16 protein-coding genes are annotated in these 16,377 nt (G+C 72.0%); 15 read left to right on the top strand and 1 reads right to left on the bottom strand.

The annotated features are described in order from the left end of the window. Positions 1–4: 4 nt before the first annotated feature. The 15 genes from pafA to TNCT1_RS23325 all read left to right on the top strand — a co-directional run bounded on the left by pafA (position 5) and on the right by TNCT1_RS23325 (position 15,180). Positions 5–1,366, top strand: a complete 1,362-nt coding sequence (gene pafA, locus TNCT1_RS23395) for a Pup--protein ligase (protein WP_073899688.1) — start codon at positions 5–7, stop codon at positions 1,364–1,366. Between the two features lie 144 nt (positions 1,367–1,510). Next, positions 1,511–2,530 (top strand): FKBP-type peptidyl-prolyl cis-trans isomerase, encoded by a 1,020-nt coding sequence (locus TNCT1_RS23390; RefSeq protein ID WP_143635353.1) that lies wholly within the window; start codon positions 1,511–1,513, stop codon positions 2,528–2,530. Between the two features lie 94 nt (positions 2,531–2,624). Next, the gene (locus TNCT1_RS23385) at positions 2,625–3,005 is read left to right on the top strand and encodes an FKBP-type peptidyl-prolyl cis-trans isomerase (protein ID WP_143635351.1); all 381 of its coding nucleotides are present in this window, start codon (positions 2,625–2,627) and stop codon (positions 3,003–3,005) included. Positions 3,006–3,167: 162 nt separating this feature from the next. After that, complete coding sequence (locus tag TNCT1_RS23380; protein ID WP_143635349.1) at positions 3,168–4,145, top strand: YafY family protein; 978 nt, start codon at positions 3,168–3,170, stop codon at positions 4,143–4,145. Positions 4,146–4,164: 19 nt separating this feature from the next. Then, on the top strand, positions 4,165–5,208 hold the full coding sequence (locus TNCT1_RS23375; RefSeq protein ID WP_143635347.1) for a YafY family protein: 1,044 nt from the start codon (positions 4,165–4,167) through the stop codon (positions 5,206–5,208). A 62-nt stretch (positions 5,209–5,270) separates the two neighbouring features. Further along, positions 5,271–5,531: a hypothetical protein gene (locus TNCT1_RS23370; RefSeq protein ID WP_143635679.1), complete on the top strand. Its 261-nt coding sequence runs from the start codon at positions 5,271–5,273 to the stop codon at positions 5,529–5,531. 20 nt (positions 5,532–5,551) lie between these two features. Continuing rightward, a complete protein-coding gene (locus TNCT1_RS23365; RefSeq protein ID WP_143635345.1) occupies positions 5,552–5,746 on the top strand; it encodes a hypothetical protein in 195 nt (64 codons plus the stop codon). 229 nt (positions 5,747–5,975) lie between these two features. Next, the gene (gene tatA, locus TNCT1_RS23360; RefSeq protein WP_143635343.1) at positions 5,976–6,263 is read left to right on the top strand and encodes a Sec-independent protein translocase subunit TatA; all 288 of its coding nucleotides are present in this window, start codon (positions 5,976–5,978) and stop codon (positions 6,261–6,263) included. 48 nt (positions 6,264–6,311) lie between these two features. Next, positions 6,312–7,256 (top strand): twin-arginine translocase subunit TatC, encoded by a 945-nt coding sequence (gene tatC / locus TNCT1_RS23355; RefSeq protein ID WP_174266416.1) that lies wholly within the window; start codon positions 6,312–6,314, stop codon positions 7,254–7,256. Between the two features lie 128 nt (positions 7,257–7,384). After that, a complete protein-coding gene (locus TNCT1_RS23350; RefSeq protein ID WP_143635341.1) occupies positions 7,385–10,237 on the top strand; it encodes an RNA helicase in 2,853 nt (950 codons plus the stop codon). A 349-nt stretch (positions 10,238–10,586) separates the two neighbouring features. Further along, complete coding sequence (locus TNCT1_RS23345; RefSeq protein ID WP_235902849.1) at positions 10,587–12,245, top strand: sensor histidine kinase KdpD; 1,659 nt, start codon at positions 10,587–10,589, stop codon at positions 12,243–12,245. Beyond that, complete coding sequence (locus TNCT1_RS23340) at positions 12,242–12,646, top strand: roadblock/LC7 domain-containing protein (protein WP_143635339.1); 405 nt, start codon at positions 12,242–12,244, stop codon at positions 12,644–12,646. The genes TNCT1_RS23345 and TNCT1_RS23340 overlap by 4 nt, the downstream gene beginning before the upstream one ends. Next, positions 12,643–13,062 carry a DUF742 domain-containing protein gene (locus TNCT1_RS23335; protein WP_143635337.1) on the top strand — a complete coding sequence of 140 codons (420 nt, stop codon included), beginning with the start codon at positions 12,643–12,645 and terminating at the stop codon, positions 13,060–13,062. Before TNCT1_RS23340 ends, TNCT1_RS23335 begins: the two co-directional genes overlap by 4 nt. Continuing rightward, positions 13,043–13,663: an ATP/GTP-binding protein gene (locus tag TNCT1_RS23330; protein WP_143635335.1), complete on the top strand. Its 621-nt coding sequence runs from the start codon at positions 13,043–13,045 to the stop codon at positions 13,661–13,663. The genes TNCT1_RS23335 and TNCT1_RS23330 overlap by 20 nt, the downstream gene beginning before the upstream one ends. 38 nt (positions 13,664–13,701) lie before the next feature. After that, entirely contained in the window at positions 13,702–15,180 is a 1,479-nt protein-coding gene (locus tag TNCT1_RS23325) for a cytochrome P450 (RefSeq protein WP_143635332.1), read from the top strand. Between the two features lie 169 nt (positions 15,181–15,349). On the opposite strand, the gene TNCT1_RS23320 is transcribed toward TNCT1_RS23325, so the two are convergent. Next, complete coding sequence (locus tag TNCT1_RS23320; RefSeq protein ID WP_143635330.1) at positions 15,350–16,306, bottom strand: RluA family pseudouridine synthase; 957 nt, start codon at positions 16,304–16,306, stop codon at positions 15,350–15,352. Positions 16,307–16,377 lie beyond the last annotated feature (71 nt).

The following is a 16,377-nucleotide window of genomic DNA, read 5'->3' as shown; positions in this document are numbered from 1 at the left end:
AGTCATGGACCGCCGCATTTTCGGGCTGGAGAACGAGTACGGCGTCACGTGCACGTTCAGGGGACAGCGCCGCCTGTCTCCTGACGAGGTGGCGCGGTACCTCTTCCGCCGTGTCGTGTCATGGGGCCGCAGCAGCAATGTCTTTCTGCGAAACGGCGCCCGGCTCTATCTCGACGTGGGTTCGCATCCGGAATACGCCACACCCGAATGCGACAACGTGACCGAACTGGTCACCCACGACAAGGCCGGAGAGCGCATTCTCGAAGGACTCCTGGTGGACGCGGAACGACGCCTGCACGAGGAGGGAATCGCGGGCGACGTCTACCTCTTCAAGAACAACACCGACTCGGCGGGCAACTCCTACGGCTGCCACGAGAACTATCTGGTGGCCCGGCACGGGGAGTTCTCCCGGCTCGCGGACATCCTCATCCCCTTCCTGGTGACCAGGCAGCTGCTGTGCGGCGCGGGCAAGGTCCTGCAGACCCCGCGCGGCGCGGTGTACTGCGTCAGCCAGCGCGCCGAGCACATCTGGGAGGGCGTCTCCTCGGCGACGACCCGCTCCCGGCCCATCATCAACACCCGCGACGAACCGCACGCGGACGCGGAGCGCTACCGCCGGCTGCACGTCATCGTCGGCGACTCGAACATGTCCGAGACGACCATGCTGCTCAAGGTCGGCGCCACCGACCTGGTGCTGCGCATGATCGAGGCGGGCACCGTGATGCGCGACCTCACCCTGGAGAACCCGATCCGGGCGATCCGCGAGGTCAGCCACGACATCACCGGCCGGCGCAAGGTGCGCCTGGCCAGCGGCCGGGAGGCCTCCGCGCTGGAGGTGCAGCGCGAGTACTTCGACAAGGCCGTCGACTTCTGCGACCGCCGCGGCATCCGCACCGGCACCGTCGCGCAGGTCCTGGAGCTGTGGGGCCGCACCCTCGACGCGATCGAGACCGAGGAACTTGACCGCATCGGCACCGAGATCGACTGGGTCATGAAGTACAAGCTCATCGAGCGGTACCGGGCCAAGCACAACATGACCATGTCGCACCCGCGGGTCGCCCAGATAGACCTCGCCTATCACGACATCCACCGTCGCCGGGGCCTGTACTACCTGCTGGAGAAAAAGGGCCAAGCCGCCAGGATCTGCAACGATTTGAAGATCTTCGAGGGCAAGTCGGTGCCCCCGCAGACCACTCGGGCCCGCCTGCGCGGCGACTTCATCCGCCGGGCACAGGAACAGCGCCGGGACTTCACGGTCGACTGGGTCCACCTCAAGCTCAACGACCAGGCACAGCGCACCGTGTTGTGCAAGGACCCATTCCGTTCGGTGGACGACCGGGTGGAGAAGCTCATCGCCGGAATGTGACACCCGCACGCGAGTCAAGCGTCACCGCGCAGAAATGCCGGAACGCCACACGGGCGCCGTACGTTTCCCGTACGGCGCCCGCCTCGCGTCGTAGAGTTGCGCGCACGCCAATCCGCAAGACCGATCGATTACGAGGCCCTCCCCGTGCGCCGACGCTCACTCCTCCTCGCCGCCGTACCCGCAGGACTGGTCACGCTCGCCGGGTGCGGCGACGGCAAGTCCGAGTCCAGCAAGGCAGGCGCGTCACCGACACCGACACCGTCGGGCTCGGCGTCCTCCGTGCCCCCGCCCAAGATCGTGGAGGGGCCGCTGCCGGCGATCACGGCGGGCACCGGGTTCGGTGAGAAGCCGACCGTCGCCAAGGGGCCGGGCGACCCGTCGAAGGACCTCGCCGTCAAGACGGTCATCGCGGGCAGCGGCCGCACGGTCGCCGAGAACGACTTCGTCCAGGCGAACTACCTGGGCCAGATCTGGAGCACGGCGAAGGTCTTCGACAACTCCTACGACCGCCACCGGCCGCTGGTCATGCAGCTCTCCCAGGGCAGCCTCATCGACGGCTGGCGGTACGCCCTGCAGGGCAAGAAGACCGGCAGCCGGGTGCTGATCGCCGTCCCGCCCACCTGGGGCTACGGCACGTCGGGCAACGCGCAGGCGGGCATCAAGGGCACCGACACCCTGGTCTTCGTCATCGACCTGATCGACTCCTTCAACTCCAAGAGCTCCGCCCACGGCAAGCCCGTCCCGCAGAACGACGCCGCGCTGCCCACGGTCGGCACCAACACCGACGGCAAGGCGCCCGATATCAAGCCGGCCAAGCAGGACACCCCGCCGGAGAAGCTGGCCACCGCCTACGTCCTGGAGGGCGACGGCCCCGAGGTCAAGGCGGACCAGGCGGTGCTGTGCCAGTTCAAGGGCGTGGTCTGGGGCAGCGACAAGGCGTTCCAGCAGACGTACGACTCCGGGCGGCTCAGCCAGTTCTCGCTGGAGCAGATGCAGCAGGTCGTCAAGGGGCTGTCGCAGGGACTGACCGGCAAGAAGGTGGGCAGCCGGGTCCTGGTCGTCGTACCGCCGGATCTGGGCTACGGCGACACCCCGCCGAGCGGCAGCGGCATCAAGAAGGGCGCCACGCTGGTCTTCTCGGTGGACATCCTCGCCGCCATGTGACCGGTCCCCGCACCGGGCGCGCTGGCGGGCGGCAGACCTGCGGGGATGACAGACTGTCCATGTTTCGTGTCGTACACAAGCAGGAGCTTTTGACGTGAGCATCGAGAAGCCCGAGATCGACTTCCCGGGCGGCGAGCCCCCGGCCGACCTGGAGATCAAGGACATCTGGGAAGGGGACGGCGAGGTCGCCGCGGCGGGCGACATCGTCAAGGTCCACTACGTGGGCGTCGCGTTCTCCTCCGGCGAGGAGTTCGACGCCTCCTGGAACCGCGGCACCCCGCTGGACTTCCAGCTCGGCGTCGGCCAGGTCATCCAGGGCTGGGACAAGGGCGTGCAGGGCATGAAGGTCGGCGGCCGCCGCCAGCTGACCATCCCCGCGCACCTCGCGTACGGCGACCGCGGCGCCGGCGGCCGGATCGCCCCGGGCGAGACGCTGATCTTCGTCTGCGACCTCGTGGGCGTCGCCAAGCGCTGACCGGACCCGGTCGCAGAAGGGCCCGTGCGCTCCGCACGGGCCCTTCTCGCGTGACCGCCCCTGTTCAGAGACGGCTCCGCATCCCGATCCGGCTTTTGCCCCGACCCTCCGGGACGGTACGGTCAACGGTCGGAAGCACATGAGGGAAGGCGAAGGGCGTCGATGGCCATTGCCAAGGCAGAGCGGCTGATGAACCTCGCGCTGTGCCTGCTCGGCACACGCCGGCCGCTCAGCAAGCGCGAGCTGCGCGACTCCATCGAGGCGTACGTCGAGGCCGCGAGGCCGGAGCGGGGCGCGGCGGGCAGCGACGACTCCTTCAACCGCATGTTCGAGCGGGACAAGGACGACCTGCGCGAGCTGGGCCTGGTCATCGAGACCGTGGAGAACCTCGACGGCGAGGTGGGCTACCTCGCCCGCCGCGACAGCAACCGCCTGCCGCCCATCACCCTGGACGCCGAGGAGGCCGCCGCCCTGGGCCTGGCCGCCAAGGTCTGGCAGCAGGCCCGGCTGGCCGGCGCGGCCAGCGGCGCCCTGCAGAAGCTGCGCGCCGCCGGGCTCCCCGAGGACGTCGACCCCTACGAGGCGCACGGCGCCCTGGAGCCGCGCATCCCCGTGCACGAGGCGGCCTTCGAGCCGCTGATGCTGGCCTGCCGCGACCGCCGCCCGGTCGTCTTCGACTACCGCAAGGCCTCCGCCGCCCGCCCCGAGCCCCGGCATGTCGAGCCGTGGGCGCTGGAGTGCTGGCGCGGCCACTGGTACCTGGCCGGCTTCGACCGGGACCGGGGCGCCGAACGCGTCTTCCGGCTGTCCCGGATCACCGGCCGGGTGCGCTCCCGCGGCACCGGCTTCACCGCGCCCGTGCCCGACGTGGTCACCGTGCGCGAGACCGTCGCGAGCTGGGCCGGCGAGATCGCCGACCGCTCGGCGCTGATCCGGCTGCGCTCCGGCTCCGGCTACCCGCTTCGGGCGAAGGCCACCGCGGTGCGGGAACTCGGCGACGGCTGGGACGAGTTGGAGATTCCGTACGGGCACGGGCTGGACGCCTGGCTGGTGGAGTTCGGGCCGGACGCGGTGGTCGTGGAGCCGGCCGAGCTGCGCGCTGACGTGGTCGACCGGCTGCGTGCCGTGGCCAAGGGCTGAGGGGGAGCGGAGCACAACCATGGCAGGCAAACCGGTCAGGCCCGTGAACGCCATCGACCAGACCCGGCGGATGCTCTCCCTGGTCACCTACCTCAGGGAGCGCCCCGGCGCCCGGATCGCCGACGTGGCGCGCGCCTTCGGCATCACCGAGGACGAGCTGGTCTCCGACCTCGACCTGCTGCCCATGTGCGGCACCAGCTTCCGCGGCGGCGACCTGCTGGACATCGACACCGACGGCGAGCGCATCTGGTGGCACAACCCGGCCGCGCTCGGCGAGGAGGCGGCCGAGCCGCTGCGGCTCGCCGCCGACGAGGCCACGGCGCTGCTGGTGGCGGCCCGCGCCGTGTCCACGCTGCCCGGCCTGCGCGAGAGCGACCGGCAGGCGCTGCTGCGGGCGACGGCCAAGGTGGAGACGGCGGCCGGCGAGGCGGCCGGCGCCAGCGCCCGGCTCTCGGTGACCTTCGAGTCCGAGGGCGGGGTCTTCGCCGACGTCGACCGGGCGATCTCCGAGCGCCGCCGGCTGTGGATCCGCTACTACTCGCCCGCGCGCGACGAGATCACCGAGCGGGAGATCGACCCCATCCGCCTGGTCAGCGTCGGCCACACCTACGTCGAGGCCTGGTGCCGCCGCTCCGAGGCGCGCCGCACCTTCCGGCTGGACCGGGTCGCCGAGATCAGGATCCTGGACGAGCCGTCCGCGCCGCCCGAGATGGAACTGCGGGACCTGTCCGAGGCGCTGGTGCAACCCGCCGCCGAGGACCCGGAAGTGGTCATCGAGGTCGGCCCCGGCGGCCGCTGGGTGGCCGAGTACTACCCGCACGACAGCGCCGATGAGCTTCCCGACGGCGGGCTGCGTATCACTCTGCGCACCCCCGATCCGGCCTCGCTGAGACGGCTGGCCCTGCGCCTGGGCCGCGACGGCCGGATCGTCTCGCCGCCCGAGCTGGCCGACAGCGCCCGCCGGGCGGCCCGCGAGGCGCTGGCGGCGTACGACACGCACACCCCGCCGGTGCGCGGCGGCGGTGCCGACCGGCGTGACGACAGGCAGGAGCTGAAGCGTTGAGCGAGCCTTTGGTGTCCGGTGCGGGCCGAGCCACGAGGGAAGCGGGGGAGGCCGGCGCCCAGATGACCGTGGCGTCCGCGTTCGCCGGCATGAGACGGGCCGTGCCGGTGGTGTTCCGGGCCGGCTGCCCGGACTGCCGGGGCCGCTTCGAGCTCGCCGCGGGCGCCCTGCGCCTGGCCATAGGCGCCACCAGCCGGACCACCTTCTACTCCTTCACCTGTCCCGACTGCGGCGCCTCGGTGCGCAAGCCCGCGGGGGAGCGGATCGTGGAACTGCTCACCGGCGGCGGCGTCCGCACCCTGCGGCTGCACTCCGCGGTGTAGGACCGTCTAAGGTCGAGGTCATGTTCTGGCCGATGTTCGCGGTAGCCGTGGGATTCGTGTCACTCGCCGTGCTGGGGGTGCTCGCCGTGCGGGTCTTCCTGGCGGCCCGGCGCCTCGGACAGCAGGTCGCCGACTCCGCGCGCCGCATCAACCGGGCCGCCGAGGACCTGGAGCGCGCGGCGGTGAGCGCGGCCCGCGCCGTGGACACGTTGTGAGTTCCGCACCCTTGTACGGTGTGGGCCGCTTCGCCCTGTCATGGCCCGGGTCGGGCCAGGTACGCTGCTGGTCGCGGCCCGGTGAGCGAGGCACGGTCCGCGGCAGAGAAATACGCAAGGGGATTGTTCCGCGTTCACTCCCGGGCGTTACGATCGCTGCCAGCACGATGGTCAGACCCGTGTCCGACCGGTCGGACACCCACCCGCCTCGGTGAGAAGGTGAAGAACTATGTTCCGCAACGGACTTGAGCCGTGGCACCTGCTGCTCCTCGTACTGGTGATCGTCCTCGTCTTCGGATCCAAGAAGCTTCCCGACATGGCCCGCTCGCTCGGCAAGTCCGCGCGCATCCTCAAGAGCGAGGCCAAGGCGATGAAGGACGACGGCAAGCAGTCCGACGCCGGCACCGCCCAGTCCACCGAGGACCCCGCTGCGGCGCAGCGCACGATCCAGGCCGCCCCCGGTGACGTGACCAGCTCCCGGCCGGTCAACGAGCCCACGGACACGACCAAGCGCTGACGCGAGGACCGGGGGCGTCCGGTCCGCTGCACGAGATGAGGATGTGGGTTGCTCAAGTCCGCCCGCAAGAAGGAGAGGGATCCCGAGGGGCGGATGCCGCTCGCGGATCACTTGCGTGAGCTGCGCAACCGGCTCGCGAAGGGTGTCCTGGCGATCGTCGTCGTCACGATCGTGGCGGCGTTCTTCTACAGGGACATCATCAACTTCGTCACCGAGCCGGTGCTCGACGAGATCGGTTGCCACCAGTCCTTCGGTGAGCTGGCCGCGGCCAAGAACGTCCACTGCGCGCACATCACCGTCAGCGGCCTGCTGGCGCCGTTCACCCTGGCGCTGAAGGTCGCCCTGATGGCCGGCGTCGTGTTCGCGTCGCCGATCTGGCTCTACCAGCTGTGGGCGTTCGTCGCGCCGGGCCTGCACCGCAACGAGAAGAAGTACGCCTACGCGTTCGTCGGTTTCGGCTTCCCCCTGTTCCTCGGCGGCGGCTACCTCGCGTTCAACGTGCTGCCGACCACCGCCCGGGTGATGATCGACCTCACGCCGTCCGGCGCCGAGAACCTGCTGCCGCTGGACGACCTGCTGGACCTGGTCACCCGCATGATCGTCGTCTTCGGCCTCGCCTTCGAGATGCCGTTGCTGCTGGTCATGCTCAACCTCACCGGTGTCCTGTCCGGCCGGCGCATGCTGGGCTGGTGGCGGGGCATGGTCGTCGGCATCACCGCCTTCGCGGCCGTGGCCACGCCCAGCCCCGACCCGATGACGATGCTGGCGCTGGCGGCGCCGATCTGGGGGCTGTACTTCATCGCCGTGGCGATCGCGCTGATCAACGACTCGCGGCGGGCCCGCCGCGAGGCCGCGGGACCCGGCGACGACGAGGCGTCCGAGCTGGATCTCACCCCCGAGGACATCGGCGAGGTCGAGCCCGTCCCGGCCGCCCGGGCGCTGCCCGAGCAGACGAGCACGGAGCGGGTCAACGGCTACGACGACGTGACCTGACCCCTGCGCCACGACACCGCCGGTGCCCCCGTCCCCGAGGACGGGGGCACCGGCCGTTGCAGGGCGGGGGCGCCGGCCGTCGCGTGCCCGGTGCGGGATCCGGTGCCGCTCAGCGCACGATCGGGATAATGATCGTCCTGTTGTCAGTGGAGCCCGGTACGCTCGAAAGCACGATGACAGAGGACCTCTCACCGGCCGAGCGGTACGCGGCAGCCCGCAGGCGGGCAGCCGAGCAGGCCACCGCGCTCGCGTCCTTCCGCGAGATGTACGACTTCGGCCTCGACCCCTTCCAGATCGAGGCCTGCCAGGCGCTCGAGGCGGGGAAGGGCGTGCTGGTGGCCGCCCCCACCGGCTCCGGCAAGACGATCGTGGGCGAGTTCGCCGTCCACCTCGCCCTGCTGCAGGGCAAGAAGTGCTTCTACACGACACCCATCAAGGCGCTGTCCAACCAGAAGTACGCCGACCTGTGCCGCCGCTACGGCGCGTCGAAGGTCGGCCTGCTCACCGGCGACAACAGCGTGAACTCCGACGCCCCGGTGGTCGTGATGACCACCGAGGTGCTGCGCAACATGCTGTACGCGGGCTCGCAGACCCTCCTCGGCCTCGGCTACGTGGTCATGGACGAGGTGCACTACCTCTCCGACCGCTTCCGCGGCGCCGTCTGGGAGGAAGTGATCATCCACCTGCCCGAGTCGGTGACCCTGGTGTCGCTGTCGGCGACCGTGTCCAACGCCGAGGAGTTCGGCGACTGGCTGGACACCGTCCGCGGCGACACCGAGGTGATCGTCTCCGAGCACCGGCCCGTGCCGCTGTTCCAGCACGTGCTCGCCGGGCGCCGGACGTACGACCTGTTCGAGGAGGGCGAGGGCCACAAGAAGGCCGTCAACCCCGACCTCGTCCGCCTCGCCCGCATGGAGGCGAGCCGGCCCTCGTACCAGGACCGGCGGCGCGGGCGCGCGATGCGCGAGGCCGACCGGGAGCGGGAGCGCAGACAGCGCTCCCGTGTGTGGACGCCCAGCCGGCCCGAGGTCATCGAGCGCCTCGACTCCGAAGGCCTGCTGCCCGCCATCACCTTCATCTTCAGCCGGGCCGGCTGCGAGGCCGCCGTCCAGCAGTGCCTGTACGCGGGCCTGCGGCTCAACGACGACGAGGCCCGGGAACAGGTCAGGGCCCTCGTCGAGGAGCGCACCGCCGCCATCCCGCCGGAGGACCTGCACGTCCTCGGGTACTACGAGTGGCTGGAGGGCCTGGAGCGCGGTATCGCCGCGCACCACGCGGGCATGCTCCCGACCTTCAAGGAGGTCGTGGAGGAGCTGTTCGTGCGCGGCCTGGTCAAGGCCGTGTTCGCGACCGAGACGCTCGCGCTCGGCATCAACATGCCCGCCCGCTCGGTGGTCCTGGAAAAACTCGTCAAGTGGAACGGCGAGCAGCACGCCGACATCACCCCCGGCGAGTACACCCAGCTCACCGGCCGGGCCGGACGCCGTGGCATCGATGTCGAGGGCCACGCGGTCGTGCTGTGGCAGCGCGGCATGAGCCCCGAGCACCTCGCGGGCCTGGCCGGCACGCGCACGTACCCGCTGCGCTCCAGCTTCAAGCCGTCGTACAACATGGCGGTCAACCTGGTCGAGCAGTTCGGCCGGCACCGCTCGCGCGAGCTGCTGGAGACCTCCTTCGCGCAGTTCCAGGCCGACAAGTCGGTCGTCGGCATCTCCCGCCAGGTGCAGCGCAACGAGGAGGGCCTGGACGGCTACAAGGCCTCCATGACCTGCCACCTCGGCGACTTCGAGGAGTACGCGCGGCTGCGCCGGGAGCTGAAGGACCGGGAGACCGAACTGGCCCGGCAGGGCGCCCACCAGCGGCGCGCCGAGGCCGCCGTCGCGCTGGAGAAGCTCAAGCCGGGTGACGTCATCCACGTGCCCACCGGCAAGTACGCGGGCCTCGCGCTGGTGCTCGACCCGGGCCTGCCCGCCGGGCGTTCCAACGGCCACCGCGGCTACGACCACCAGGACGGCCCGCGCCCGCTGGTGCTGACGGCCGAACGGCAGGTCAAGCGGCTGGCGTCGATGGACTTCCCGGTGCCGGTGGAGGCGCTGGACCGGATGCGGATCCCGAAGTCCTTCAACCCGCGCTCCCCGCAGTCGCGCCGGGACCTCGCCTCGGCGCTGCGCACCAAGGCCGGGCACATCCCGCCGGAGCGGGCCCGCAAGAAGCGGTCGCAGGCCGCCGACGACCGGGAGATCGCCCGGCTGCGCACGGCGATCCGCGCCCACCCCTGCCACGGCTGCGACGACCGTGAGGACCACGCCCGCTGGGCGGAGCGCTACCACCGCCTGCTGCGCGACACCTCGCAGCTCGAGCGCCGGATCGAGGGCCGTACGAACACCATCGCGCGGACCTTCGACCGCATCGTGGCGCTGCTCACCGAACTGGACTACCTGCGCGGCGACGAGGTCACCGAGCACGGCAGGCGGCTCGCGCGCCTCTACGGCGAACTGGACCTGCTGGCCAGTGAATGCCTGCGCGAAGGCGTCTGGGAGAACCTCGCCCCGGCCGAACTCGCCGCCTGCGTCTCGGCGCTGGTGTACGAGGCCCGGGTCGGCGACGACGCGATGGCACCCAAGCTGCCCTCGGGCGGCGCCAAGGCCGCCCTCGGCGAGATGGTCCGCATCTGGGGCCGGCTGGACGCGGTCGAGGAGGAGTTCCGGATCAGCCAGACCGAGGGCGTCGGCCAGCGCGAACCGGACCTCGGCTTCGCCTGGGCCGCCTACATGTGGGCCTCCGGCAAGGGCCTCGACGAGGTGCTGCGCGAGGCGGAGATGCCGGCGGGCGACTTCGTGCGGTGGTGCAAGCAGGTGATCGACGTCCTCGGGCAGATCTCCGCCGCGGCGCCCACGGAGGGCTCGACCGTGGCGAAGGCCGCGCGCAAGGCCGTGGACCAGCTGCTGCGCGGCGTGGTGGCCTACTCGTCGGTGGGCTGAGCCCCGCCGCGCGGACGCGACCGGCCAGGAGCCGGTCGCGTCCGCGCCCGACCCCCCTCCACTCATCACGGTGAGTGGTATTCGCATGCCCGTACGCCGTCACCGAAGGTGTTCGAACAGGTGCGCAGCGTGGAAATGGGGCCGAGCGTACTCCTGTTGCGCGGGTGAATTCAGGTGCTTGCCGAACACGACACGGCGGTGATCCGGTCGGACTAAGCTCGCCCGCGGCGCACCGAGTTGAGCGACTTCGCGCGCTTGTTCCCAAACGCCCCGAAGATACCGGAAGTTCCGTGAATCTTCCCCGCGCAAGCTCCCCCGACACCCAGCCGTCCCGTCTCGGAAGGCAACCATGGTGAGTGTCCGAAAGCCTCCCGGCGGCCGTGAACTTTCCCTCGCACGCGTGCTGTTGCCGCCCGCCGCGGTGATGACGGCGGTCACCGGGGCGGCCGCCGCCCTCGTCCCGGCGGGCGCCCGGGTCGCCGTCGCCGGATGCGGGGCCGTGGCCCTTCTGCTGCTGCTCGCCCTGGCCTCGGAGATCGTCCGCCGTGCCCGCCGGCTCGGCGAGACACAGGCCGAGCACGCCCGTCACACCGCGTATCTGGAACACCGCATCACCGGCCACGACGCGGAGATCATCCGGCTCGGCGACGACATCCTGCCCACCGCGCTGCTCCACCTGCGTGCCGGAGACCCGCCGCGGGAGGTCATGCGCAAGGTCGTCGACGCCGACCCCGAACTGCGCCACCTGCCCGAGTCGCAGCGCACGCTGCTGTGGACGGCGCTGCGCGGCGCCGACCGCGAGATCTCGATGCGCGACGCCACCGAGCGCTCCTTCGTCAGCATCGCCCGCCGCGTCCAGGCCATCGTCCACCAGCAGGCCGGCGAACTGCGCGAGATGGAGGAGGACCACGGCCGCAACCCCGAGGTCTTCGACGACCTGCTGCGCATCGACCACGGCACCGCGCTGATCGGCCGCCTCGCCGACTCCATCTCCGTCCTCGGCGGCGGCCGCCCGGGCCGTCAGTGGCCCCTGCCCGTGTCGCTGTACAGCGTCCTGCGCGGCGCGATGTCCCGGATCCTGGAGTACCGGCGCATCAACCTGAGCTCCATCGTCAACATCAACATCAAGGGCACCGCCGTGGAGCCCATCATCCACGCCGCCGCCGAGCTGCTCGACAACGCCACCCGCTACTCGCCACCGTCGACCAAGGTGCACGTCACCGCCGTCGAGGTCCAGGCCGGCCTCGCCATCGAGATCGAGGACGCGGGCGTCAGTCTCAGCGAGGAGTCCCGGGCCCGCATCGAGAAGGCCATCGCCGACGCCATGGCGGCCGACGACGCCCACAACCTGGGCGACAGCCCGCGCCTCGGCCTCGCCGTCGTCGGCCGGCTCTGCAAGGCGTTCGACATGCGGGTCTCGCTGCGCGCGTCCGCCTACGGCGGCGTCCGCGCCATCCTCGTCGTGCCGCGCGTGATGACCACCACCGAGCCCGGCGTCGGCGCCGCCCACGGCATCGGGGCCACCGCCGTGCCCATGCCCGAACTCGGCGCGGTGGAGGGCCCCGCGCGCCCGCCCAAGAAGCGCCGCCCCACCAGCCCCCGCATCCCCGCCGGTGTCTCCATGGAGGACGACGTCCCCGAGGTCACCGAGTGGACGGCGGGCGGCCTGCCGCAGCGCCGCAGCCGGGTGAAGACCCCGCTCAGCGTGCGCTACGCCGAACAGGCCGCCGTCGAGCGCGCCGAGCGCGAGGGCACCCCCACCGTCTGGTCCCGCCCGGCGCCCGAACCGGAACCCGGGCCCGAGATCGACCCCGAGCTCCAGAAGCTCAAGGACCGGCCCCCCGGCATGTGGGTCGACGCCTTCTGGGACGGACTGAAGAAGGGCATGCCCGAAGGCGCCACCGCGGCCGAGCTGACCGACTTCACCCGCAACCCGACCGCTTACCTGCACCTGATCGACGATTCGGCAGGCCCCACCGAGGCCGACGAAGAGGGGAACCCCACGTGATCCAGCAGCGAGGCAACATCGACTGGATGCTCAAGCAGCTCAACGACGGCGTCCCGGGCATCCAGATGATCGTGGTCCTCTCCGCCGACGGACTGCGCATCGCCCGGCACGGCGGCGACCCCGACGCCGCCGACCGGGTGGCCGCGGCCTGCGCGGGACTGCAGAGCCTGGCCGGTGCCATCACCCAGGAGATCGAGGGCACCGGCGACATGAAGCTCGTCGTCATCGAGATCGACGGCGGCTACTTCTACCTCATGAACGCCGGCGCCAACGCCTTCCTCGCGGTGCTCGCCGACGTGACCTGCGAACCGGGCCGGATGAGCGGCATGATGCGCGACCTCGTCGTCCGGATCGGCACCCACCTGACGAGCCCGCCCCGGCGCAACGGGCAGACCGTATGACTCCGCCGCGCCGCAGACGCCGCCGCCCACCGCGACTGCCGTCACCCCCGCCCGCGCCGGCCGCCGCTTCGCAGGACGGCCCCGAGCGGCCCGGCAACCCCGAGCGGCTGTACACCATCGCCGGCTCCGCCGACGGCCCCCGGGCCGAACTGGACCTGGTGACGCTGATCGTGGCGCACGCGGCGCCGACACCGTCCGCCTCCCCCGAGCAGGCGGCGGTGCTCCGGCTGTGCACCGCGCCGCTGTCCGTGGCCGAACTGTCGGCCTACCTCGATCTGCCGTTCAGCGCGACGACCGTCCTGCTCACCGAGCTGATCGCGGCCGAACTGGTGCAGGCGCGCGCCCCGATCGTGCGCCAGGCGCTTCCCGACCGTTCACTCCTCGAAGCGGTGATGCATGGACTTCAACGGCTCTGACACCATCCCCGGCCCGCGCACCGAGGACCACCTGCCGCGGACGGCCCAGGCCGCGGTGAAGATCGTGATCGTGGGCGGCTTCGGTGTCGGCAAGACCACCATGGTCGGCTCGGTCAGCGACATCAGGCCGCTGACCACCGAGGAGACCATGACCCAGGCCGGCATCGGGGTCGACGACGACTACGGCTCCGAGACCAAGACGGCCACCACCGTGGCGATGGACTTCGGCCGCATCGGCATCACCGACAAGCTGGTGCTGTACCTCTTCGGCACCCCCGGCCAGGAGCGCTTCTGGTTCCTGTGGAACGGCCTGTTCGAAGGCGCGCTCGGCGCGGTCGTGCTGGTCGACACCCGGCGCCTCGAAGTGAGCTTCGACGTCATGGGACGGCTGGAGGAACGCGGCGTGCCCTTCGTCGTCGCCGTCAACACCTTCCCGGACGCGCCCCGTTACCCGGTCGAGGAACTGCGCACCGCGCTCGACCTGGCGCCGGACATCCCGATCATCGACTGCGACGTGCGCCGCCGGGCCTCCAGCAAGGACGTGCTGATGACCCTGATGCGCTTCCTGCACTCCCTGGCCCTGTCCGGCGCCCTGCGCTGACCCGTGTCCCACCGACCCGTCCGTTCCGGAGCTGCACCGTGACGTCTGAACCCCAGTCCCTGACCGGCACCGCCCCCACCCCCGGCCCGCCGCCCGGCTGCCCGGCGCACGGCCTCGGTCCCGGCGAGGCGCACCGCCTCCACGGCCCCGACGCCGAGGACCTGGGCGACCTCTACGAACACCTGCGGGAGCGGCACGGCGCCGTGGCGCCCGTCCTGCTCCACGACGACGTACCGATGTGGGTGGTCCTCGGGCACGCCGAGAACCTGCAACTGGTGCGCAGCCCCTCCCAGTACACCCGCGACAGCCGGATCTGGTCCCCGCTGCTCCAGGGGCAGGTCAAGCCCGACCACCCGCTGATGCCGCACATCGCCTGGCAGCCCATCTGCTCGCACGCGGAGGGCGACGAGCACCAGCGGCTGCGCGCGGCGGTCACCGGCGCGATGGCGCCCATCGACCACCGCGGACTCAGGCGCCACATCGGCCGCCACACCCAGGACCTGGTCAACGACTTCTGCGAGCGCGGCCGGGCCGACCTGGTCTCCCAGTTCGCCGAGCACCTGCCGATGGCCGTCATGTGCGAGATCCTCGGTATGCCCGAGGAGTACGACGGCCGGATGGTGCAGGCCGCCCGCGACGCGCTCAAGGGCACCGAGACCGCCATCCGGAGCCACGCCCACGTCATGGAGGCGCTCGGCCGGCTCACCGCCCGCCGCCGGGCCCGCCCCGAGGACGACTTCGCCAGCCACCTCATCGGCCACCCGGCGGGGCTGACCGACGACGAGGTCCGCGAACACCTGCGGCTCGTGCTGTTCGCGGCCTACGAGGCCACCGTCAACCTCCTCGCCAACGCGCTGCGCATGGTGCTGACCGAGCCGGGCTTCCGCGCCCGGCTCAACGGCGGCCAGATGACCGTGCCGGAGGCCATCGAGCAGTCGCTGTGGGACGAGCCGCCGTTCAGCACCGTCTTCGGCTACTTCGCCAAGCAGGACACCGAGCTGGGCGGGCAGCGCATCCGCCGGGGCGAAGGGCTGCTCTTCGCGCCCGCCCCGGGCAACGTCGACCCCCGGGTGCGGCCCGACCTCTCCGCCGGCATGCGGGGCAACCGGTCCCACCTGGCGTTCGGCGGCGGCCCGCACGAGTGCCCCGGCCAGGACATCGGCCGGGCCATCGCCGACGTCGGGGTGGACGCCCTGCTGATGCGGCTGCCCGACGTCCAGCTCGACTGCGCCGAGGAGGAGCTGCGCTGGCGCTCCTCCATCGCCTCCCGGCACCTGGTGTCGCTGCCGGTGCGCTTCGAGCCGAAGGCCCAGCAGGACGCCAGCCTGCCGCCCAGGCCCTCGGTCGTCCCCCCGCAGCGCTCCGCCGGCCCCTCCGCCACCCCGCCCCCCGCCGAGGTCCCCGCCGCCGGCCCCCTGCCCCCGGCCACCACCACCGCCCAAGCCCCCACCACGCCGCAGCCGCCCCACCGCACGGGCGTCTGGCAGCGGCTGCTGCGCTGGTGGCGGGGGGAGTGAGCGGGGTCCCGGACGGGGAGTGACGACGCGGGGCGACGGCTGGCCCGTCGGCCGCGACGAGGACGACGACGGCCCGACGCGTCGGCATCGGCGGGGCGGGCCGGTCGCGCCACCGGGCGCGGCCGGGCGGGCGGGCTGGAGCGCGGGGAGGCCGGCCGCGGAGGGCTAGCTATGGTCGCCGGGCGGCGTCCCAGTCGGCCGGGCAGGACCAGGCTCGCAGGGTCCGCCGGCTGGTGAAGGCGTGCCGGGCTCCGGTGACGGGATCGGTGAACTCCAGTTCCCGGGCCAGCAGTTGCAGCGGACGCCGGAAGTCACCGGGCGGTACCGGGCCGGTCACCTCCGGGTACAGCGGGTCACCCAGGATGGGCACGCCCAGCGCGTTCAGGTGCACCCGGAGCTGATGGGTCTGACCGGTCTCCGGGAGGAGCCGGTACCGGCCAAGGCCGCCCCGGTGCTCGGCCAGCTCCACCCGGGTCACCGCGTTCGGCGCGCCCTCGGTCTCCCGCGCCGCCTGCTCCCCGCGCTCCTTCACGATCCGGCTGCGCACGGTGCGGGGCAGGACGAGCGCCGGATCGTACGGCGCGACGGCCTCGTACTCCTTGCGTACCCGCCGGTCCCGGAACAGCGTCTGGTAGGCGCCGCGTTCCTCGGGCCGCACCGTGAACAGCACCAGACCGGCGGTGAGCCGGTCCAGCCGGTGCGCCGCGGTCAGCGCCGGGATCCCCAGCTCGTCGCGGAGCCGGGCCAGCGCGGTCTGGGCGACGTGCGAGCCGCGCGGGGTCGTCGCGAGGAAGTGCGGCTTGTCGGCCACGACGATGTGCTCGTCCCGGTGCACCAGCTCCAGCGGGAAGGGCACCGGCGTCTCGGCGGGCAGCTCGCGGTGGAACCACACGAACATGCCCGGCCGGTAGGGGGCGTCCGGTGCGACCGCCCGCCCGTCCGCGCCGACGAACAGCCCCGCGTCGAACATCGCCTCGACCGTGCCGGGCCCGGCGCCCGTCAGCCGCGCCACGAGATGCTCGCGCACCGTGGACCAGGTCCCGTCGAACGGCAGCCGCACCCGCACCGGGTCGACACCGTGGCGCTGGGGGAGCGGGGCGGGCGGGGGCGGGGTACGGCGTCTCACGAGGGCAAGGGTACGAGCGCGGCGGCGGGCCGGGCTGGGCGGAGGCCGCCCCCCGGGATGGGGTCGGCGCC

It is taken from the genome of Streptomyces sp. 1-11, from assembly GCF_007176755.1.
In the GTDB taxonomy this organism is placed as follows: Bacteria; Actinomycetota; Actinomycetes; order Streptomycetales; family Streptomycetaceae; genus Streptomyces.
This window is presented reverse-complemented; position numbering and strand designations above follow the sequence as displayed.